At 65.8% G+C, this 19289-nt stretch carries 18 protein-coding genes; 8 read left to right on the top strand and 10 right to left on the bottom strand.

Going from position 1 to position 19289, the window contains the following annotated elements; genetic code table 11:
* The first annotated feature begins 2 nt into the window (after window positions 1–2).
* The 6 genes from lptF to rsmA are packed head-to-tail and all read left to right on the top strand — an operon-like array spanning window position 3 to window position 7432.
* Window positions 3–1139 (top strand): LPS export ABC transporter permease LptF, encoded by a 1137-nt coding sequence (gene lptF, locus AC04PH_RS08400; RefSeq protein WP_483065292.1) that lies wholly within the window; start codon window positions 3–5, stop codon window positions 1137–1139.
* Entirely contained in the window at window positions 1136–2230 is a 1095-nt protein-coding gene (lptG, locus tag AC04PH_RS08395; protein ID WP_483065291.1) for an LPS export ABC transporter permease LptG, read from the top strand. Before lptF ends, lptG begins: the two co-directional genes overlap by 4 nt.
* Window positions 2230–4326, top strand: a complete 2097-nt coding sequence (locus tag AC04PH_RS08390) for an LPS-assembly protein LptD (protein WP_483065290.1) — start codon at window positions 2230–2232, stop codon at window positions 4324–4326. Before lptG ends, AC04PH_RS08390 begins: the two co-directional genes overlap by 1 nt.
* A 20-nt stretch (window positions 4327–4346) precedes the next feature.
* The gene (locus tag AC04PH_RS08385) at window positions 4347–5561 is read left to right on the top strand and encodes a peptidylprolyl isomerase (protein WP_483065289.1); all 1215 of its coding nucleotides are present in this window, start codon (window positions 4347–4349) and stop codon (window positions 5559–5561) included.
* Window positions 5558–6529, top strand: coding sequence for a 4-hydroxythreonine-4-phosphate dehydrogenase PdxA (pdxA, locus tag AC04PH_RS08380; RefSeq protein WP_483065288.1), 972 nt, complete (start codon window positions 5558–5560; stop codon window positions 6527–6529). Before AC04PH_RS08385 ends, pdxA begins: the two co-directional genes overlap by 4 nt.
* A 36-nt stretch (window positions 6530–6565) precedes the next feature.
* A complete protein-coding gene (gene rsmA, locus AC04PH_RS08375; protein WP_483065287.1) occupies window positions 6566–7432 on the top strand; it encodes a 16S rRNA (adenine(1518)-N(6)/adenine(1519)-N(6))-dimethyltransferase RsmA in 867 nt (288 codons plus the stop codon).
* Here rsmA and AC04PH_RS08370 read toward each other — a convergent pair.
* The 8 genes from AC04PH_RS08370 to AC04PH_RS08335 form a co-directional block, all read right to left on the bottom strand.
* Window positions 7391–7933, bottom strand: coding sequence for a P-loop NTPase family protein (locus AC04PH_RS08370; protein ID WP_483065286.1), 543 nt, complete (start codon window positions 7931–7933; stop codon window positions 7391–7393). The two genes, rsmA and AC04PH_RS08370, sit on opposite strands and share 42 nt — an antisense overlap.
* The gene (locus AC04PH_RS08365) at window positions 7930–8478 is read right to left on the bottom strand and encodes a DUF4167 domain-containing protein (protein WP_483065285.1); all 549 of its coding nucleotides are present in this window, start codon (window positions 8476–8478) and stop codon (window positions 7930–7932) included. Before AC04PH_RS08365 ends, AC04PH_RS08370 begins: the two co-directional genes overlap by 4 nt.
* A gap of 187 nt (window positions 8479–8665) precedes the next feature.
* The gene (gene prmC, locus AC04PH_RS08360; protein WP_483065284.1) at window positions 8666–9529 is read right to left on the bottom strand and encodes a peptide chain release factor N(5)-glutamine methyltransferase; all 864 of its coding nucleotides are present in this window, start codon (window positions 9527–9529) and stop codon (window positions 8666–8668) included.
* On the bottom strand, window positions 9526–10581 hold the full coding sequence (prfA, locus tag AC04PH_RS08355; protein WP_483065283.1) for a peptide chain release factor 1: 1056 nt from the start codon (window positions 10579–10581) through the stop codon (window positions 9526–9528). The genes prmC and prfA overlap by 4 nt, the downstream gene beginning before the upstream one ends.
* A gap of 18 nt (window positions 10582–10599) precedes the next feature.
* Entirely contained in the window at window positions 10600–11043 is a 444-nt protein-coding gene (locus AC04PH_RS08350; protein WP_483065282.1) for a DUF1499 domain-containing protein, read from the bottom strand.
* Window positions 11044–11119: 76 nt separating this feature from the next.
* Entirely contained in the window at window positions 11120–12061 is a 942-nt protein-coding gene (gene speB / locus AC04PH_RS08345) for an agmatinase (protein WP_483065281.1), read from the bottom strand.
* Window positions 12061–13029 carry an agmatinase gene (speB, locus tag AC04PH_RS08340; RefSeq protein WP_483065280.1) on the bottom strand — a complete coding sequence of 323 codons (969 nt, stop codon included), beginning with the start codon at window positions 13027–13029 and terminating at the stop codon, window positions 12061–12063. Before speB (AC04PH_RS08340) ends, speB (AC04PH_RS08345) begins: the two co-directional genes overlap by 1 nt.
* 259 nt (window positions 13030–13288) lie before the next feature.
* Window positions 13289–14458 carry a M20 aminoacylase family protein gene (locus tag AC04PH_RS08335; RefSeq protein WP_483065279.1) on the bottom strand — a complete coding sequence of 390 codons (1170 nt, stop codon included), beginning with the start codon at window positions 14456–14458 and terminating at the stop codon, window positions 13289–13291.
* Between the two features lie 63 nt (window positions 14459–14521).
* Here AC04PH_RS08335 and mazG point away from each other — a divergent pair, with 63 nt between their 5' ends.
* Entirely contained in the window at window positions 14522–15349 is an 828-nt protein-coding gene (gene mazG, locus AC04PH_RS08330; RefSeq protein ID WP_483065278.1) for a nucleoside triphosphate pyrophosphohydrolase, read from the top strand.
* Window positions 15350–15380: 31 nt separating this feature from the next.
* On the opposite strand, the gene AC04PH_RS08325 is transcribed toward mazG, so the two are convergent.
* Window positions 15381–15992 (bottom strand): hypothetical protein, encoded by a 612-nt coding sequence (locus AC04PH_RS08325; protein WP_483065277.1) that lies wholly within the window; start codon window positions 15990–15992, stop codon window positions 15381–15383.
* Between the two features lie 177 nt (window positions 15993–16169).
* Between AC04PH_RS08325 and AC04PH_RS08320 the strand changes: the two genes are divergently transcribed.
* Complete coding sequence (locus tag AC04PH_RS08320) at window positions 16170–17174, top strand: Fe(3+) ABC transporter substrate-binding protein (RefSeq protein WP_483065276.1); 1005 nt, start codon at window positions 16170–16172, stop codon at window positions 17172–17174.
* 184 nt (window positions 17175–17358) lie between these two features.
* Here AC04PH_RS08320 and AC04PH_RS08315 read toward each other — a convergent pair whose 3' ends face one another.
* On the bottom strand, window positions 17359–19179 hold the full coding sequence (locus tag AC04PH_RS08315; RefSeq protein ID WP_483065275.1) for an ABC-F family ATP-binding cassette domain-containing protein: 1821 nt from the start codon (window positions 19177–19179) through the stop codon (window positions 17359–17361).
* Window positions 19180–19289: the final 110 nt, after the last annotated feature.

Genomic DNA, 19289 nt, shown 5'->3' with positions numbered 1-19289 from the left:
GCATGGGACGGTTTGACCGCTATATGCTGTCGCAGCTGATGGCCCTGTTCGGTTTTTTCAGCCTCGTCTTCGTGATGATCTACTGGGTGAACCGCGCGGTGCGCCTTTTCGACCAGCTGATCGCCGACGGCCAGTCGGCGGGCGTGTTTCTGGAGTTCACCGCGCTTTCGCTGCCCACCGTGATCCGCATCGCGCTGCCGCTCGCGTCCTTCGCCGCCGCCGTCTATGTCACCAACCGGATGAGCACGGAATCCGAACTGGTCGCCGTGCAATCCACCGGCTATTCGCCTTTCCGGCTGGCCCGGCCGGTGATGTATTTCGGCGGTATCGTCTTCGTGCTGATGTCGATTCTGATGCATTTCCTGGTGCCGCTGTCGAGCGCCCGTCTGGCCGAACGGCAGGTCGAAATCTCGCAAAACGTCACCTCGCGGCTGCTGACGCCCGGACAGTTCCTGGAGCCGGTGGACGGGCTCACGTTCTACATCCGTGACATCACGCCCGCAGGCGAGTTGCGCGACCTGTTCCTGTCGGACGCGCGCAACCCGGCAGAGGATGTGACCTATACCGCAGCACAGGCGTTTCTGGTCCGCAGCGAGGGTCAGGCGCAACTGGTGATGATCGACGGGCTGGTGCAGACCCTGCGCCATGCCGATCAGCGCCTGTTCACGACATCCTTCGATGATTTCGCCTATGACATCGGCGACTTCATGACCGTGTCCGACCGCGATGGCCGCAACGCCCGCGAGGTGCCGACGCTGGAGCTTTTGCGCGCAACCCCGGAGCTTGCCGAAGAAACCGGCCGCACGGTGGCCGAACTGATCGCCGACGGGCACAATCGGTTCGGACAGTCGCTGCTGGGGGCCGTCGCGGCGCTGCTGGGGTTTTCGGCGCTCATGGTCGGCGGGTTCAGCCGCTTCGGCGTCTGGCGTCAGATCGTCGTGGCGATCCTGCTGATCATCCTGATCAAGGCGATCGAGGCGGTGGGCCTGAACGCGGCGCGCGCCAATCCCGGGCTGTGGTTCGCGACCTACCTGCCCAGCATCGCGGGTTTCCTGATCTGCGGCGGATTGCTGTTCTGGGCCAGCCGCCCGTCGCTGTTCCGCCGCAGACCGCGCGCCGTGACCGGGGCCGCTCCATGATCCTGCACCGGTATTTCGCCCGTCGCTTCGCCTTCAGCTTTCTGGCGGTCTTCGCGATCTTCGTGATGATCCTCGCCTTCGTCGATTTCGTTGACCAGTTGCGCCGCTATGCAAGTGCGGATGCCAGCTTCGGCGACATCACGATCCTGACCCTGCTCAACGTGCCGGAGGCGATCTACGGCATTCTGCCGCTGATCATGATCCTCGCGACGATCACACTCTTTCTTGGTTTGTCGCGCTCGTCGGAACTGGTGGTGACACGGGCCGCCGGGCGCTCTGCCCTGCGCGCGCTGATGTCACCGCTGGCGGTGGCCTTCCTGATCGGCGTGCTGGGGGTGGCGGTGATGAACCCCATCGTCGCGGCCACCCAAAAGCAGGCCGAAGCACGCAGCGACGCCCTGCGCGGCGAAAGCTCTGTTCTGACGCTTGGGGCCACCGGCCTGTGGCTGCGGCAGGGCGACGATGCGCGCCAGACCGTGATTCACGCGCAGGGATCGAACCTCGACGGGACCGAACTCAGCGGCGTCACCTTCATCAGCTTCACCCGCGCAGGCGGGCCGTCACAGCGCATCGACGCGGTGCGTGCGCGGCTGACCGATGGGGCATGGGTCGCGACCGATGCCAAGCTCTGGCCGCTGGGCGACACCGCGACGCCCGAGGCAGAGGCCACGCGCCACGCCGAACTCACCGTGCCCTCGACCCTGACCGCGGATCAGATCCGCGACAGTTTCGGCACCCCGTCGTCGATCCCGATCTGGGACCTGCCGCAATTCATCGCCCGGCTGGAAAGTGCCGGGTTTTCGGCGCAGCGCCACAGCGTCTGGTTCCAGATGGAACTGGCCCTGCCGGTGCTTCTGGTCGCGATGGTAATGATCGGGGCCAGCTTCACGATGCGCCACCAGCGCGGCGGGCGCACCGGGCTGATGGTCTTGCTGGCGGTGCTCTTGTCCTTCGGTATCTATTTCCTGCGCAACTTCGCGCAGATCCTGGGCGAGAACGGGGAAATCCCCGCGGCACTGGCCGCTTGGGCACCACCGCTTGCGGCCATCGGCCTGTCGCTGGGCTATCTGCTGCATCAGGAGGACGGCTGATGCGCTGGCTCGCGCTGCTGCTTCTGCTGCTGCCCGGCCTCGCCCGCGCGCAAGCTGTGGCGACCCTCGTGGCCGACAGCCTGACTGTCACACCGGACGAGCGCCTGATCGCCGAGGGCAATATCGAGGCTTTCTACGACGGCACCCGCCTCTCCGCCCGCCGCATCGTCTATGACCGCGCCGCCGACCGGCTGATCATCGACGGCCCGATCTATCTGGTCGACGGCGACGGCACGCTGATCGCCGCCGATCGCGCCACGCTCGACCCGCGGCTGGAGAACGGCCTGCTGCAGGGCGCGCGGCTGGTGCTGGAGCGGCAGCTGCAACTGGCGGCGACCCAGATCGCCCGCGTCGACGGCCGCTATGCCGATCTGCGGCAGGTCGCGGCGACCGCCTGCCAGGTTTGCGGCACCCGTGCGCCGCTCTGGGAAATCCGCGCCGGGCGCGTGGTGCACGATCAGGACGCGCAGCAGCTGTATTTCAACGACGCGGTGCTGCGGGTGCGCGGCGTGCCGGTGTTCTGGCTGCCCTACATGCGCCTGCCCGACCCCACGCTGGACCGCGCCACCGGTTTCCTGATCCCGCGCATCCGCACCACCGATCAGCTGGGCACCGGGATCAAGATCCCCTATTTCGTCCGCCTCGGCGACCACCGCGACATCACGCTGACACCCTACCTGTCCGCCAAGACCACCACGATCGAGGCGCTCTACCGCGAGGCCTATGTCACCGGAAATCTGGCGATCCGCGGGGCCGTCACCGACGACGAGTTGCAGGACGATCTGCGCTCCTTCCTCTTTGTGGAGGGCGATTTCGCCCTCAGCGGCGACTTCCAGCTTGATTTCGCGCTGCAAACGGTCAGCGACCCGGCCTACCTGCTCGACTACGGCTTCGGCGATGCCGACCGGCTGGAGAGCAGCGTCAGCCTGACGCGCGTGCGCGCCGACAGCCTTTTCGCGGCCCAGGTCACCTATTTCGAATCCCTGCGCGACGACGAGGTCGATACCGCACTGCCGCCCCTTGTCGCCAACATCAGCTATGACGACCGGATCGATCTGGGCCGCGCGGGCCTGCTCGACTGGGGGCTGAGCGCGGACGCCGCCCTGCGCACGAACCCCGCCATCGGTGACAGCGCCCGCGATGTGGCGCGGCTGGGAGCCACACTTGCCTGGCGGCGCGACTGGGCCCTGCCCGGCGGTGTCCTGCTCGATACCTCTGCCGGGCTGCGCGCCGATCTCTACCGGATCAACGACGATCCGGCCTTCGCCGACGACATCACCCGTATCGTCCCGCATGCCGCAGCCACCCTGCGCTGGCCACTGATCCGGCGCGGGGCCGGTGGCACCACCGATCTGCTGACACCGGTGCTGGCGCTGGCCTGGTCGGACCGCTTCGGCGACGATCCCCCCAACGAGGACAGTACCCGCGCCGAACTTGACCAGGGTAACCTCTTCGCCCTGTCGCGGTTTCCCGGCGACGACCGCACGGAGCTGGGCACGCGCGCCGCCTTCGGTCTCAGCTGGACAAGGCACTACACCGCGGGCCACGCCACCGCACTGACCGTCGGACGGGTTGTGCGCGACCGGAACGCCGGCGATTTCAACGCCTCCTCCGGGCTGGCGGGCCGGGCATCCGACTGGCTCGTCGCGGGGCAACTCAGCACCGCCGACGGCTTCATGATCGAAGGGCGCAGCCTGTTCGACGATGATCTCGACATCACGCGCGGGGCCGCCCGGATCAACTGGCAGACCCATTCCACATCGCTGAACGCGGCCTATATCTGGCAGGCCGCCGACCCGGCAGAGGCGCGACCCGAAGCGGTCTCGGAATGGTCGCTCGATACGGCCGTGCAGGTCACCGACGCCTGGGCCGTCAGCCTCGATGCGCGCTACGACATCGCGGCCGAGCGACCCGCCCGCGCGGGCCTCGGCCTGACGTGGCAGAATGAATGCGTCACGGTTGACCTTTCGGTCTCGCGCCGCTTTACGTCTTCGACTACTGTCGACCCATCGACCAACTATGGCCTGAGCGTCTCACTCAACGGCTTTTCAGCCGGACGCGCGGGCGGCGGCCCCGCCACGGGCTGTACGAACTGAACCGACGCAAGAGGACAGGCATGCGCGCATTTCACCTTCTCACCGGAACCATCGCCATCGTGCTGGCGCTCGGGCTGGGCCAGACCGCCGCGGCGCAGACCGGGTTCTCGCCTGCGATCACCGTCGACGACAAGGTGATCACGTACTACGAGATCGACCAGCGTGCCCGCCTGCTGACGGCCTTCCGCACCCCCGGGGCCGGGCCGGAGCTGGCCCGCGAGCAGCTGATCGAGGATCGCCTGAAACAAGCCGAACTCGACCGCGCCGGTCTCAGCCTGACGGAAGAAGGCCTGCAAAAGGCGATGACCCAGTTCGCCGAACGCGCCAACCTCAGCCTCGATCAGTTCCTGCAGGTGCTGGCGCAGAACGGCATCGCCGAGGAAACCCTGCGCGATTTCGTGGCTGTCGGTGTCACGTGGCGCGACTATATCCGGGGCCGCTACGGGTCGCAGACCGCAGTGACAGAGGCCGATATCGACCGCGCGATCCGCGCCACCACCGGCAGCGGTGCCGGGATCGAGGTGCTGTTGTCGGAAATCATCATCCCCGCCCCGCCGCCGCGCGCCGCACAGGCGCTGGCCCGCGCGCAGCAGATCTCGACGATCCGCAGCCAGGATGCGTTTTCCGCTGCGGCCCGGCAGGTCTCCGCCCTGCCGTCGCGCAACAACGGCGGGCGGCTGGGCTGGCTGCCGATCACCAACTATCCGCCGCAGCTGCGTGACCTGATCCTCAGCCTCGGCACGAACGAGGTCACCGCCCCGATCCAGATCACCAACGGTGTGGCGCTGTTCCAGATGCGTGGCGTGCGCGAGGTCCCGGCCCCGCCACCCGTCCCCGCCGCCATCGAATACGCCGCTTACTACTTGAACGCCGACGCAGGTATCGCGGCTGCACAGGACGTGGCCGACCGCGTGGACACCTGCGACGATCTTTACGGCGTGGCACAAGGTCAACCGGCCGAAGTGCTGGAGCGCAACAGCCTCGCCCCCGCGGAAATCCCGCAGGATGTGGCGATCGAACTGGCCCGTCTCGACCCCGGCGAAGTGTCGTACAACCTGCGCCGGTCGAACGGAAACACCATTGTCTTCCTGATGCTCTGTGACCGCATCGCCGATACCGACGCAGAGACCGACCGCGATGCCGTCGAAAACCGCTTGCGCAGCCAGCGTCTTGCCGGTTTCGCCGATGCCCTGCTGGAAAACCTGCGCGCCTCGGCCACCATCCGCGTGCAATGACGGCGCAAAAGCCGATCGTCATCAGCTGCGGCGAACCGGCGGGCATCGGGCCTGAAATCGCTGTCAAGGCCTGGGCGGCGCTGCGCGACGACATCCCACTTCTGTGGATCGGTGACCCCGCGCATCTGCCCGCAGGCACGCCGGTGAGCGTTCTGGACACCGCAGGCGACGCGCCAGCGCCCGGAAAGCTGGGTGTGCTGGCGCACGACACCGGCACACCCGCGACGCCCGGCACGCCCGATGCCACACACGCCCAGACCGTGATCGACGCCATCGCACAAGGGGTGGACCTTGTGACCTCGGGCCACGCCCGCGCGCTTTGCACCGCACCGATCCACAAGGCCGCCCTGATCGACGGTGCTGCTTTCGCCTATCCCGGCCATACCGAATACCTGGCGGCACTGGCCGGGGTCGACAGGGTGGTGATGATGCTGGCCTGTGACGCGCTCCGCGTCGTGCCCGCGACCATCCACATTCCGCTGGCACAGGTGCCGGAACAGCTTACCGCCAGCCTGCTGACCGATACGCTGCTGATCACCCACGCCGCCCTGCGCCGCGATTTCGGCCTGTCCCAACCACGCATCGCCGTCGCGGGCCTGAACCCGCACGCGGGCGAGGATGGCAAGATCGGGCTGGAAGAAATCGACATGATCACACCGGTTCTGACCGCCCTGCGCAACGAAGGCATGCAGATCACCGGACCGCTGTCCGCAGACACACTGTTTCACGCAGGCGCGCGGCAGCACTACGACGCCGCCGTCTGCATGTATCACGATCAGGCGCTGATCCCGATCAAGACGCTGGATTTTTCGGGCGGCGTGAACGTGACGCTGGGCCTGCCCTTCATCCGCACCTCGCCCGACCACGGCACCGCCTTCGACATCGCGGGACAGGGGATCGCCGACGCCACGTCGATGATCGCCGCGATCCGCATGGCGCGCGACATGGCCGACGCCCGTGGGGTCTGAGGGCGTGGAATTGAGTTGTTTTGGCCAGATGAAGGCATGAGCGGCATCGACGATCTGCCCCCCCTGCGCGAGGTGATCGCGACACATGGCATCGCCGCGAAAAAATCGCTCGGTCAGAACTTCCTGCTCGACCTGAACCTGACCGCCAAGATCGCGCGGCTGGCCGGCGACCTCACGCAATCGGACGTGCTGGAGGTCGGCCCCGGCCCCGGCGGCCTCACGCGCGGGCTGCTCGCCGAAGGCGCCCGCCGGGTGCTTGCGGTGGAGATGGATCCCCGCTGCCTGCCCGCGCTGAACCAGATCGCCGCCGCCTATCCGGGCCGGTTGCAGGTAATGCAGGGCGACGCGCTGGCGGTGGACGCCACCGCCCACCTGACCCCGCCGATCAAGATCGCCGCCAACCTGCCCTACAACATCGGCACCGAATTGCTGGTCCGCTGGCTGACCCCGCCGGACTGGCCACCGGTCTGGGACAGCCTCACGCTGATGTTCCAGCGCGAAGTGGCGCAACGGATCGTGGCACAGCCGGGAACGAAGGCTTATGGCCGCCTCGCCCTGCTCGCCCAGTGGCGCGCCGATGCCCGCATCGTCATGGACCTGCCGCCGGAGGCGTTTTCGCCGCCGCCCAAGGTCTCCTCTGCCGTCGTGCATCTCACCGCCCTCCCCGCACCACGTTTCCCGGCCAATGCCGCCACGCTGAACCGGGTTGTGGCGGCGGGGTTCAACCAGCGCCGCAAGATGCTCCGCTCCGCATTGAAATCGCTGGGGCCGGATATCGAGAACCACCTGATCGCCGCCGGGATCAAACCCACCGAACGGGCCGAACAGGTCAGCCTGGAGGCGTTCTGCGCGCTGGCCCGGTCACTGGACGGCAGCCAGAAACCCGCCCACGGCGGCGGGTGACGTCAGCCGGACAGCCGGATAGCCCTGCAATCCACGCCGGATGGCACCGGTCACGGTCTCCGCATCACGCCACACCCGCACCGCGAAACGGACTTGCCGCCAGCCGGGCCAGTCGCGGTTGCCTGCCGGGTGTTCCGGCCGCGTGCGCCCCGCATAGTACAGCGACCGCAGAACGATCCGCCGCACGCGCAGCTCTCGCGGCAGGTCGAGCCAGATCACCAGCGGCGCATACGCCAGCACATCCGCCCGTATCAGCGACGGGCCGCCCTCGATAACCCAGCGCGGCGCGGCAAGGGCATCGACCACCGAATCCCGGACCTGCGCGCGCGGGCGCTTTCGCCAGCCCGTCGTCAGCGCGAAGGCATCGTTATGCAGCAGCGGCAGCCCGGTCCGCCGCGACAGCGCGCGTGCGAACGTCGATTTGCCGGCACCGTTCGCGCCCGTCACCACCACCCGCCGGTACGAAAAAGGCCCACCGGAACGGTGGGCCTTGTCTGTCATTCCGCCGCTTCCGGGGATGAAGGGGCCTGCCCCTGATCGCCGCCGCCGTCTCCGGCCTCCTGCCCCTTGGGCGGGCGCGGCTTGCGCTGGCGCGGCTTGCGGGGCTTTGGCTGATCCTGCTGGGCTTCGGGCGTGTCGACAAGCCCGCTGTCCTCGCCCTGCTGCGGCTGATCCAGCGTCGACGGATCGGCCGCCGCGGCCTCCTGCGCCTTCAGGCGTTCGTTGCGCTCGCGGTCGCGTTCGGCCTGGCGCTGGCGGTTCTGTTCTTCCTGCTCCTCGCGGGCCTTCTCGACCTCGCGCTGCGCCTCGGCCAGCATCCGCAGATAATGCTCCGCATGCTGGGCGTAGTTTTCCGCGTTCACCCGGTCGCCCGACAGCTGCGCGTCGCGGTGCAGCTGGTTGTATTTCTCGATGATCTGCTGCGGGGTGCCGCGCACCTTGCCCTCGGGCCCGTTGCTGTCGAACACGCGATTGATGATGTTGCCGCCGGAGGGGCGGTTGTTGCGGTTCTTGTTGCCCCGCGACCGTGACTTCGATGATCTCATGAATGTGCTTTCGTCAAGCCTCGTGGCTCTCGTTGCGCTTGATGGTCCTGCGCCGTATCAGGCGTGAATCCGAACCGTAGCGTTTTCCTGGCGACTATCGCGCAAGAGCGCCATCGGCTCATCGTGCGATGCGCTTCAAAAAGCACGAAGCGGCAGCCAAGACAAGCACAAATGCCCGAATCCGCCCCTAATAGGCGCGATTGCGCGGTTTTTGACCCATCACCACACGGTCGCGCCCGTCCAGATCGTGTGCGATCCCGACCTGCGCGAATCCCCTCTGCGTCAGAAAGCCCTGCACCGCGGCCCCTTGCGCAGGCCCGATTTCCACCATCAACCAGCCGCCCGGCTCCAGATGCGCCACGGCCCCTGCCGCAATCGCACGATAGGCCGACAGCCCGTCGCTCTCGTCGGTCAGCGCCAGCCGCGGCTCGAAATCGCGCACCTCGGGGGCCAGTCCCGGCATTTCATCGGCGGCGATATAGGGCGGGTTGGACACGATCAGATCGAACGGCACCTGCGATGCGGGCAAGGCCGCGAACCAGTCGCCCTGAAAGAACTGTACCCGGTCCTGCACCCGCAGCCGTGCTGCATTCCGCGCGGCAATCGCGAGGGCCGCCGCCGACATATCCGTGCCCACGCCAAAGGCATCCGCCCCCCGCGCCGCCAGCAGACTGGTCAGGATACACCCCGATCCTGTCCCAAGGTCCAGCACCCGGCCAAACGGCACTGACAGCGCCGTCTGCACCAGCACTTCGGTCTCCGGTCGCGGGTCGAGCACATCCGGCCCGACCTCGAACCGGTGGCCGAAGAACTGCCGCTCGCCGGTCAGATGCGACACCGGTTCACGCCGCGCACGCCGGGCGACCAGCGCCTGGAATGCTTCCGCCTGCGCCGCCGTCACCTCATCCTGCGCGATCAGCGTCACCCGCGACGCCTCCACCCCCATCGCGGATGCAAACAGCCGCCGCGCATCGCGCGCACCTTCGGCGATTCCCGCCTCGGAAAGTGTCGCCGCCGCCTCGGCCAGCAAAGTCTGCCCGGTCAGGCTCACGCGCCCAACTCGGCCAGCAGCGTGGCCTGCGCATCGGCGGCCAGCGCGTCGATGATCTCGTCCAGATCGCCCGCCATCACCTGCCCCAGCGCATAAAGCGTCAGGTTGATCCGGTGATCGGTCAGCCGCCCCTGCGGAAAGTTGTAGGTGCGAATCCGCTCCGACCGATCACCCGATCCGACCTGCGCCTTGCGGTCGGCCGAGCGTTCACCGTCCACCCGCTGCCGCTCAAGATCGAACAATCGTGTTTTCAGCACCTGCATCGCGATCTCGCGGTTGCGGTGCTGCGATTTCTCGGCGCTCACCACGATGATGCCTGTCGGTATATGCAGGATGCGCACCGCGCTGTCGGTCGTGTTCACATGCTGCCCGCCGGACCCCGACGCGCGCATTGTGTCGATCCGCAGATCGGACGGGTTGATCTGGATGTCGACATCCTCCGCCTCGGGCAGCACGGCCACCGTCGCGGCGGATGTATGCACCCTTCCGCCGCTTTCGGTTTCCGGCACGCGCTGCACCCGGTGCACACCGCTCTCGTATTTTAGCCGCGCAAAGACGTGGTCGCCCGCGATCCGCGCCACGACCTCCTTGATCCCGCCAAGCTCGGTCTGCTGTTCTTCGAGGACTTCGAACTTCCAGCCCTGCTTTTCGGCATAGCGCTGATACATCCGCAACAGATCACCCGCGAACAGCGATGCCTCGTCGCCCCCCGTGCCGGGTCGGATTTCCAGCAGGGCCGGTCGCCCGTCGGCGGCATCCTTGGGCAGAAGCGCCAGCTGCACCTCTTCCTCCGATGCCGCAAGCTGCGCCTTCAATTCCGGCAGTTCCTCCTCCGCCATCTCGCGCATCTCGGGGTCGCGCAACATCGCCTGCGCGTCGTCGATCTGCACCATCAGGTCGCGGTAGGCGCTGACCGTCTCGACCACTGGCTTCAACTCGGCATATTCGCGCGCCAGCGTGACCATATCGGCACCCACATCGCCGGAGGCCATCTTCGCTTCCAGAAACTCGAAGCGGTCGATGATCTGGTCTATTTTTTCTGCTGCTATCATGGATTTGGAAGTGGCCGATCAGCCCTGCGGCGTCAAGAGGTCCAGCTGGGCCAGCCAGTCCTGCACCCGTGCCCTGTTCACGCCCATGTCCAGCTTGCCGAACCGCGCGCGGGCGTAAATCTGCAAGTGCGACGCCCCATCGATCTCCACCACGCGGGCAGAGGTATAATCGGGGTAGCCCATCAGCCGCGTGCGGGTCACGAAAGTCATCCAGTCACCGCTGCCGTCGTCCAGCCGCGTTGTGCGCGGTGTCGCCAGTGCAACCGCCTCCAACCGGTCCAGCATCTGCGGCCCCTCCACGGGGCGGATCGCAATAAACGACCGCTCGCCGGTTTCGTCTGCGGCGATTGTGGCGGGCAGGTCCGGGTCGGTCCATTTCGCCGCGTTCGCCGGAACGAAGCGGATGTAGAGCATGACCCCGGCAATCAGCACCGCCACGAAGAAAAGGATGTTGGTTAACATTTGCGTGGTCCGTCATTTTGCGGTGTATGGGTCGTGCACGCGCGGTGCACGTCCGGTGCACACTCGCGCGTTGTGGTTAACGATATGGCACGCCCGGCAGGATCGACAACATCTCGAACACCAGATTGGCCGCCACCAGCGCGGTATTGCCGGTGGTGTCGTAGGGCGGCGAGACCTCCACCAGATCGCAGCCCACGACATTCACACCCCGCAACCCCCGGATCAGTTCCATCGCCTGCATCGTGGTCAACCCGCCGATTTCCGGCGTGCCGGTGCCCGGCGCGAATGCGGGGTCGAGGCTGTCGATATCATAGGTGATATAGGTCTTGTGGGTGCCGATTTTCGCTTTGATTTCAGCGGCCAGCGGGGCGAGGCTCTTGTGCCACAGATCAGGTGCCAGCCACTGGTTGAACCCCCAGCCCGCGGCCTCGGTGAAATCGTCCGCCGTGTATCCCGTGCCACGCAACCCGACCTGAAAGACCTTGTCAGGCACGATCAGCCCTTCCTCATGCGCGCGCCGGAACACCGTGCCATGCGCCTCACGCTCACCGAACATCTCGTCGTTCACATCCGCATGGGCGTCCACATGCACAAGCGCCACCGGCCCGTGTTTCCGCGCTATCGACCGCAGGATCGGCAAGGTCATCGTATGATCCCCGCCCAACCCGACGGGGATGAAATCATGCTTCAAGTGCGTATCGTAAGCCGCTGATAGCAAACGGATCGTCTCGGCCAGATTGAACGTGTTGATCGCCACGTCGCCCAGGTCCGCGCAGGCCAGCGCATCGAATGGCGCAGCCCCTGTCTGGATATTGTAGGGCCGGATCATCGCACTTTCCGCACGGATCTGCTTCGGTCCGAACCGCGTGCCCGACCGCCAGCTTGTCCCGATATCCATCGGCACGCCGATGAACCCCACATGCAGCCCTTTGGTCGTCTCCGCCGCGGGCAGCCGCATGAAGGTCTGCGGCCCGGAAAACCGTGCCAGATCGTTACCCGAAATCGGTTGTGCTGGCATCACGTTTTCCTTTTATTCCAAAGCGCAAGACAGCAAAGCTCCATCGTGATATGCGCCCCCGCAATCGCCGTGGCCCCACCCGTATCATAGGCGGGCGACACCTCGACGACGTCGCCGCCCACCAGATTGATCCCCGCCAGATCGCGCAGCATCGCCGCCGCCTGCCAGCTGGCCAACCCGCCCCAGACCGGCGTACCGGTGCCCGGCGCAAACGCGGGGTCAAGCGCGTCGATGTCGAAGGTCAGATATACCGGACTGTCGCCCAGGATCTCCTTAACCTTTTGCGTGACATACTGCGTGCCTTGCTCGTGACAGGTTCGTGCGTCGATGTAGGGCATGCCCAGATAGTCGTCGCATTCCGTCCTGATCCCGATCTGGACGGAGCGTGTCACATCCACCAGCCCCTGCTTCACGGCCTTGTACATGAAAGTGCCGTGGTCGATCCGGTCCATGTCGTCATCGGCCCATAGGTCGCTGTGCGCGTCGAACTGGATCACCGACATCGGCCCGAATTTCTCGGCGTAGGCCCGCAGGATCGGCAGCGTGATGAAATGATCGCCCCCCAGCGTGACCGTCCCCGGCCCCTGCCCGAGGATCCCCGCGATGTGCGCCTGCAACAGCCCCGGAAAGCTGGGCGTGTGGGCATAGTCAAAGGCCAGATCGCCGTAGTCGACAATCGAAAACTCCGATAACGGATCAAACCCGTCCCAGCCATAGGGCGGGTCATAGGGCTGCAGGGTGGAGGCCTCGCGGATCACGCGCGGCCCGAAACGCGCACCTGTCCGGTGCGTCACCGCCTGATCGAAGGGCACGCCGGTCACCGCCAGATCGACACCCGCCAGATCCTTGGTATAGCGCCGCCGCAGAAAAGACGTTGCCCCGCCAAAGGCGTTTTCAAAGGCCAGCCCGCGCCGCTCCGCGCGCGTAAACGCCAGGTCGACCTGTTTCTTCGCGTCTTCCAGACTCATGGCACTTCTCCCGCAACTCCTGCCACCTGACACCGCGACGGCAGACGGGTCAAGGACGCCGCAGGCGCAGCCCGAAGGGCTGTTCATCCTTGACGCGGCTGACGGCGCAATCACTCTCGATCAGGCCTGTCTTGCGGCAGACCTGCCGCAAACGGCCTCTCAGCAGATGGATCGAAGCTTTCACCCGGCGCGACACGTGCCGCGATGCGTCGCCTCACAACCAATCTGAATCAACTATGCGCGGTAGCGCCCCTTTGGGTCAGGCCTGGCCCACCGGCAGCGCCCGTTCGATCAGCCGCGCGAAGAACGACGCGCCCGCCGCTGCCGTCTCGTCGGCGAAATCGTATTTGGGGTGGTGCAACCCGGCGCTGTCGCCGTTGCCGACGAACAGATAGGCACCGGGGCGTTCGTCCAGAAAATAGGCGAAATCCTCCGCCCCCATTTCCGGTCCCGCGTCGTCCACCACACCGTCCTCTCCCGCAATCTCGCGCGCGACGTCTGCAGCGAACGCGGCCTTGTCCGCGTGGTTCACCGTGGCCGGGTAACCGACCTCGTAGTCGATCTCCGCCGTCACACCGAAACTCGCCGCCTGCCCGGCCACGATCTCGGCCAGACGCCCGCGCACCATGTCCTGCACCGCGCTGTCGAAGGTGCGCACGGTGCCGTTGATCCATGCACTTTCGGGGATGATGTTGTCGGCAGAGCCGGTGTGGATCTGCGTCACCGACACCACCAGCGCATCCCCGGCATAGTGATTGCGACTCACGATGGTCTGGATCGCCTGCACAATGCTGACGGCGGCGACGATCGGGTCGCGGGTTTCATGCGGCATGGCACCATGGCCACCGACGCCGGTGATGCGGATCGAGAACGTATCCACCGCCGCCATGATCGGCCCCGGCGTGGTATAGAAATGTCCGACCGGTGTGCCGGGCGCGTTGTGCAGCGCATAGACCTCGGCGATGTCGAACCGATCGAGGATCCCCTCCTGCGCCATGACCTGCGCACCGCCGCCGCCTTCCTCCGCCGGTTGAAAGATCAGCGCGACGCGGCCCGCGAAATTCCGCGTCTCCGCCAGATAGCGCGCGGCCCCCAGCAGCATCGTGGTGTGCCCGTCATGTCCGCAGGCGTGCATCTTGTCCGCCACGGTGGAGGCGTGTTCCAGCCCGGTTTCCTCACGCATCGGCAGTGCGTCCATGTCGGCGCGCAACCCGATGGTGGGGCCGTCGCCCTGCCCCTCGATGATCGCCACGACGCCGGAAGTGGCGATACCCGTATGAATCTCGGTGATCCCGAAATCGCGCAGCCGCTCAACGACAAACGCCGCCGTCTCGTGACAATCGAAGGTCAGTTCGGGGTGCCGGTGCAGATGTTTGCGCCAGCCGGTCATGTCTTCGGCGAAACCGGCGATACGATTGATGACGGGCATGGGTGGCACTCCGGGTTGTGGAACATTAGCCTTGGCACTATCGCCGAATACGGAGCCTGCGCAATGCCCGCCGAGAGCCAAGACGACACGCTGATCCACGATCCCGACGGCGGCATGCCGCGCCTGCTGGAGATCATGCGCCGGTTGCGTGAGCCCGATACCGGTTGTCCCTGGGACATCGAACAGGACTTCGCCAGCATCGCGCCCTACACCATCGAGGAAGCCTACGAGGTCGCCGATGCGATCCAGCGCGGCGATATGGCGGACCTTGAGGGCGAGTTGGGCGATCTGCTGCTGCAGACCGTCTATCACACGCAGATGGCCGCGGAGGCCGGTCACTTTACCTTCGCATCGGTCGTGCGCGCGATTTCCGACAAGATGGTCGCGCGGCATCCGCATGTCTTCGGCAACGAATCACGTGACAAATCGGCGGAACAGCAAACTGCGGATTGGGAGAAGATCAAGGCGGCGGAACGCGCGGGCCGCGCGCAGGGACGCACGCTCGACGGTGTCGCCATCGGTCTGCCCGGCATGACGCGGGCGGTGAAACTGCAAAACCGCATGGCGCGGGTGGGTTTCGACTGGGCCGAAACCACGGATGTGCTCGACAAGATCGCGGAGGAAACCCGCGAGCTGGTCGAGGCGCGCGACACTCTGGCAGCCGATGCCGTGGAGGACGAGTTCGGCGACCTCTTGTTCGTCATGGCCAACCTCGCCCGGCATCTGGGTGTGGACCCCGAAACCGCCGTGCGCCGCACCAACGCCAAGGTGGAACGCCGCTTCGCCGCGATCGAGGATGCGCTGGCCGCGAGGGGCAAGACCCCGCGCGACAGCGATCTGGCGGAAATGGACGCGCTCTGGACGGAAGTGAAAACCGCAGAGCGGGAATGACGGCGCGGTACTGTCCGCGCCGTCAGTGGCTTCAATCCGACCGCGCGGCACCCAGAAGTAACCTGAAATCCTGCGCCTCCTGAGAGCGCGGCACACCTACGCCGGTCACGACCTCCGCGTCGGCACCGTTGAAACTGCCCAGGATGCTTCCGTCGACGCTCACCCCATCGACCGTGCCGTCGGTGCCCGCCGTCCAGGCAAAGTTGTCGATCACGGCACCCGACAGGCTCGCGCCGCCGGCAACCTCGGTGTCGTCGGTGTCGATGAAGTTCTCCAACCGGCCGTTGATCGCGCCGCTGTCAAAGTCGATGGTCACGTCCGCGTCACCGACGTAATCGACCGAGGCCGCCGCGATCTCGGCGCTGTCGAGCACGTTGTCCGAACTCCGCAGGAGCGCCTGAAAATCCGCCAGTTTGTCCGCATCGGTGATCAGCGCGACGCGCCCGTCGTATTGCGATGTCGTATTGACCGGCAGGGTCGGCGTCGCGGCGAAGTCGGTCGCGTCCAGTGTCGCGTTCAGCTCCGCCGCCACCGGCGCGAACTGCCGCGGCAGGTCGTCCATCTCGTCGTTACTGCCGCTACCGCCGCTGCAGGCGACCAGCAGGCCTGTAGTCGACACGGCCCAGATCGTTGAAAATCTCATCGTTAAATCTCCTGTCTTTGAACGAATTACGGTGCCAGCATCGGGTGATTCCCGACCTCCGCTCAACACCCATATGGGTGACGGTATTATTTCCGACAAAAAAATTCAGGTATTGACCCGACTGAAAGACTCAGGTTTACCACTACACAGGAAACGCAAAGCAAACGGAGCGACCCCATGTCCCTGCGCACCCTTCTTCTGGCCACGACCACCACCGTGATCGCGGCCCCGGCCATTGCCGACGTGAATATCTACACCACCCGCCAGCCCGAGCTGATCCAGCCCGTCATGGACGCCTTCACCGCCGAAACCGGCATCGCGGTGAACCTCGCCTTCGTCGAGGAAGGCATCGTGGAGCGACTGAAGGCCGAGGGCGCGCGGTCGCCCGCCGATCTGGTGATGACCGTCGATATCGCCAACCTGCAGCAGATCGTCGATGCCGATGTCGTGCAGCCGGTCGAAAGCGACACGCTGACCGATGCCATCCCCGCCAACCTGCGCGGCGCGGACAACGAATGGTTCGCGCTGACCACCCGCGCCCGTGTCGTCTATGCCAGCCGCGAACGTGTGGCCGACGGCGAAATCACGACCTATGAGGATCTGGCCGATCCGAAATGGGAGGGGCGCATCTGCACCCGGTCCGGTCTGCATAATTACAATCTGGCACTCGTCTCCGCAGTGATCGCCCATCACGGCGAAGAGGCCGCGCGCGACTGGGCCGAAGGTGTGAAAGCGAACCTGGCCCGCAAGCCCGAAGGCAACGACCGCGCGCAGGTCAAGGCGATCTGGGCGGGTGAATGCGACATCTCGCTGGGCAATACCTATTACATGGGCAAGATGCTGGAAGATGCCGAGCAGACCGAATGGGCCGACAGCGTGCGCCTCGTTTTCCCGACCTTCGAGGACGGCGGCGTGCATGTGAACGTGTCGGGTATCGCCATGACGCAATCCGCACCCAACCGCGACGAGGCGCTGCAACTGATGGAATTCCTCGTGTCCCCGACAGCACAGGCGATCTATGCCGAGGAGAATTATGAATATCCGGTGCTGGAAAGTGCGGAGATTTCCGAGCTTGTCGCAAGCTGGGGTGAGGTGACGGCGGACGACACCGACCTGACCGAGATCGCGGGCCACCGCCCGGCCGCGCTGCGGATCATGGAAGAGGTCGATTTCGACGGCTGATACACATCAGAGGAATTTCGACGGCTGACGCCGCCGACAGGTGCCGGGGGGCTGCGCCCCCCGGCATTTTTCATGTCGCGGGATCGCGCCTCCGGCGCGATGCGGGGGCGCTGCCCCCACCGGCCTACGGCCTTCCCCCGAGGTATTTTCGACCAAAAGAAGATGCAAAACAGTGCGGTGTCCGCTAGGACGCGGCGTTGGCCTTTTCCTCTAGCATCAACCACTCGTCTTCCGCCTCCGACAGGGCCTGCTGGCGCTGGACCAGCGCGTCAGTGGCTTTCTGGAACTTCACCGGCTCGCGGGTGTAGAGGTCGGGCTGGGCCAGCAGGGTTTCCAGCTTGGCGATTTCGGCGGTGATCGTTTCGATCAAGCCCGGAAGTGCATCGAGCCGATGCTTTTCGGTGAAAGACAGCTTCGGTTTCGCGGCTGATTTCGGCGCAGGCTTGTTTTCAGATTTCGGGGCTGCCGCCATCTTCATCGTCGGGTTCGCGGCGCGGCTGCCGCGCTGCGCCTGATAGTCCGACCAGCCACCGGCATAGACCGTGGCCTGCCCGTCGCCTTCCATCGCGATGGTCGTGGTCGCCACCCGATCCAGGAAATCTCGGTCGTGGCTGACCAGCAGCACGGTGCCGGGGTAATCGCCCAGGATGTCCTGCAACAAATCCAGCGTTTCGATATCCAGATCGTTGGTCGGTTCGTCCAGCACCAGCAGATTGCTTTCCCGCGCCATCAATTTGGCCAGCAGAAGCCGCGCCTTTTCACCGCCCGACAAAGACCGCACCGGCGCGCGCGCCTGCGCGTCGTCGAACAGGAATTCCTTGAGGTAACCCACGACGTGCTTGGGCGCGCCGCGCACCATGATCTGATCGGCCTTGCCGCTGGCCCCCAGCACCGGATCGCTGACCAGATTGTCCCAAAGCGTCATGTCGCCGTCGAGCGCCGCGCGGCTTTGATCGAAGACCGCGATGTCGAGATTCGTGCCCAGCTTCACCTGCCCCGCGTCGGGTTCCACCTGCCCCAGCAGCATCTTGATCAGCGTGGTCTTGCCGACGCCATTGGGCCCGACGAAGGCCACGCGGTCACCGCGCTGCACGGTCAGGTCGAAGCTCTTGACGATGGGCTTGCCGTCGAAGGACTTTGTCAGCCCTTCCGCCTCGATCACTTTCTTGCCCGAGGTGGCACCGCTTTCGAACGCCATCGCGGCGGTGCCCTGCCGGGTGATCTGGGCGGCACGCTGCGCGCGCAGGTCCTGCAACGCGCGCACCCGGCCCTGATTGCGCTTGCGCCGGGCAGAGATGCCTTCGACGGCCCACCGCGCCTCCGCCTTGATCTTGCGGTTCAATTTGTGGCGCTGCTGGTCCTCTTCCTCCCACAACTTGTCGCGCCAATCCTCGAAACCGTCGAAACCCTGCTCGGCCCGGCGTACGTTTCCCCTGTCGATCCAGAGAGTTGCGCGGGTCAGCGCACGGAGGAACGCGCGGTCGTGGGAGATGAGGACGAACCCCGCACGGGTCTGTTTCAGCTCCGCCTCCAGCCAGGCGATGGCCTCGATATCCAGATGGTTCGTCGGCTCGTCGAGCAGCATCAGTTCGGGCGCTTCGGCCATCAGCTTGGCCAGCGCCGCCCGCCTGCGTTCGCCACCCGAAGCGGTGTTCACGTCGCCTGCGGGATCGAACTTCAGCCCCTCGGCGACCATCTCGACCTTGTAGGCCTCGCCCATATCCAGTCCGCTGGCGGCGTAATCGCCCAGCGTGGCGAAACCGGCCATCGTTGGGTCTTGCTCCATATAGCCCACGCTCACGCCCGGTGCGGCGATGCAAGTGCCGCTGTCAGGCTCGACCAGCCCGGCCATGACCTTCATCAGCGTCGATTTGCCCGATCCGTTGCGCCCGACCAACGCCACCCGGTCACCCGGTTGCACGACGAGCGACAGATCGGCGAAGACCGGGTCGCCCCCGAAGGTGAGCGAGATATCGGAGAGTTGCAGAAGCGGTGTGCGTGCCATGCCCGTCAGCTAGAGCGGGCGGGCAAAAGGCGCAAGGGGGTTGGCCATGCGGGGTGCAAAAGAACCATTGCGCGAAATGCAATCCGGTTCTAATGCAAAGTCCAGCGCAC

It is taken from the genome of Yoonia sp. KMU-150 (assembly GCF_056858355.1).
Note: the sequence above shows the minus strand (reverse complement) of the source record. Positions and strands in the feature narration are given on the sequence as shown.

Excerpts from the sequence above, each read along its gene's own strand:
- AC04PH_RS08365 (WP_483065285.1), bottom strand. The coding sequence starts at position 8,478 with ATGAGATCATCGAAGTCACGGTCGCGGGGCAACAAGAACCGCAACAAC.
- AC04PH_RS08315 (WP_483065275.1), bottom strand. The coding sequence starts at position 19,179 with ATGGCACGCACACCGCTTCTGCAACTCTCCGATATCTCGCTCACCTTC.
- lptG (WP_483065291.1), top strand. The coding sequence starts at position 1,136 with ATGATCCTGCACCGGTATTTCGCCCGTCGCTTCGCCTTCAGCTTTCTG.
- AC04PH_RS08385 (WP_483065289.1), top strand. The coding sequence starts at position 4,347 with ATGCGCGCATTTCACCTTCTCACCGGAACCATCGCCATCGTGCTGGCG.
- speB (WP_483065281.1), bottom strand. The coding sequence starts at position 12,061 with ATGCCAGCACAACCGATTTCGGGTAACGATCTGGCACGGTTTTCCGGG.
- pdxA (WP_483065288.1), top strand. The coding sequence starts at position 5,558 with ATGACGGCGCAAAAGCCGATCGTCATCAGCTGCGGCGAACCGGCGGGC.
- lptF (WP_483065292.1), top strand. The coding sequence starts at position 3 with ATGGGACGGTTTGACCGCTATATGCTGTCGCAGCTGATGGCCCTGTTC.
- AC04PH_RS08335 (WP_483065279.1), bottom strand. The coding sequence starts at position 14,458 with ATGCCCGTCATCAATCGTATCGCCGGTTTCGCCGAAGACATGACCGGC.
- AC04PH_RS08390 (WP_483065290.1), top strand. The coding sequence starts at position 2,230 with ATGCGCTGGCTCGCGCTGCTGCTTCTGCTGCTGCCCGGCCTCGCCCGC.
- AC04PH_RS08370 (WP_483065286.1), bottom strand. The coding sequence starts at position 7,933 with ATGACAGACAAGGCCCACCGTTCCGGTGGGCCTTTTTCGTACCGGCGG.
- mazG (WP_483065278.1), top strand. The coding sequence starts at position 14,522 with ATGCCCGCCGAGAGCCAAGACGACACGCTGATCCACGATCCCGACGGC.
- AC04PH_RS08320 (WP_483065276.1), top strand. The coding sequence starts at position 16,170 with ATGTCCCTGCGCACCCTTCTTCTGGCCACGACCACCACCGTGATCGCG.
- speB (WP_483065280.1), bottom strand. The coding sequence starts at position 13,029 with ATGAGTCTGGAAGACGCGAAGAAACAGGTCGACCTGGCGTTTACGCGC.
- AC04PH_RS08350 (WP_483065282.1), bottom strand. The coding sequence starts at position 11,043 with ATGTTAACCAACATCCTTTTCTTCGTGGCGGTGCTGATTGCCGGGGTC.
- AC04PH_RS08325 (WP_483065277.1), bottom strand. The coding sequence starts at position 15,992 with ATGAGATTTTCAACGATCTGGGCCGTGTCGACTACAGGCCTGCTGGTC.
- prfA (WP_483065283.1), bottom strand. The coding sequence starts at position 10,581 with ATGATAGCAGCAGAAAAAATAGACCAGATCATCGACCGCTTCGAGTTT.
- rsmA (WP_483065287.1), top strand. The coding sequence starts at position 6,566 with ATGAGCGGCATCGACGATCTGCCCCCCCTGCGCGAGGTGATCGCGACA.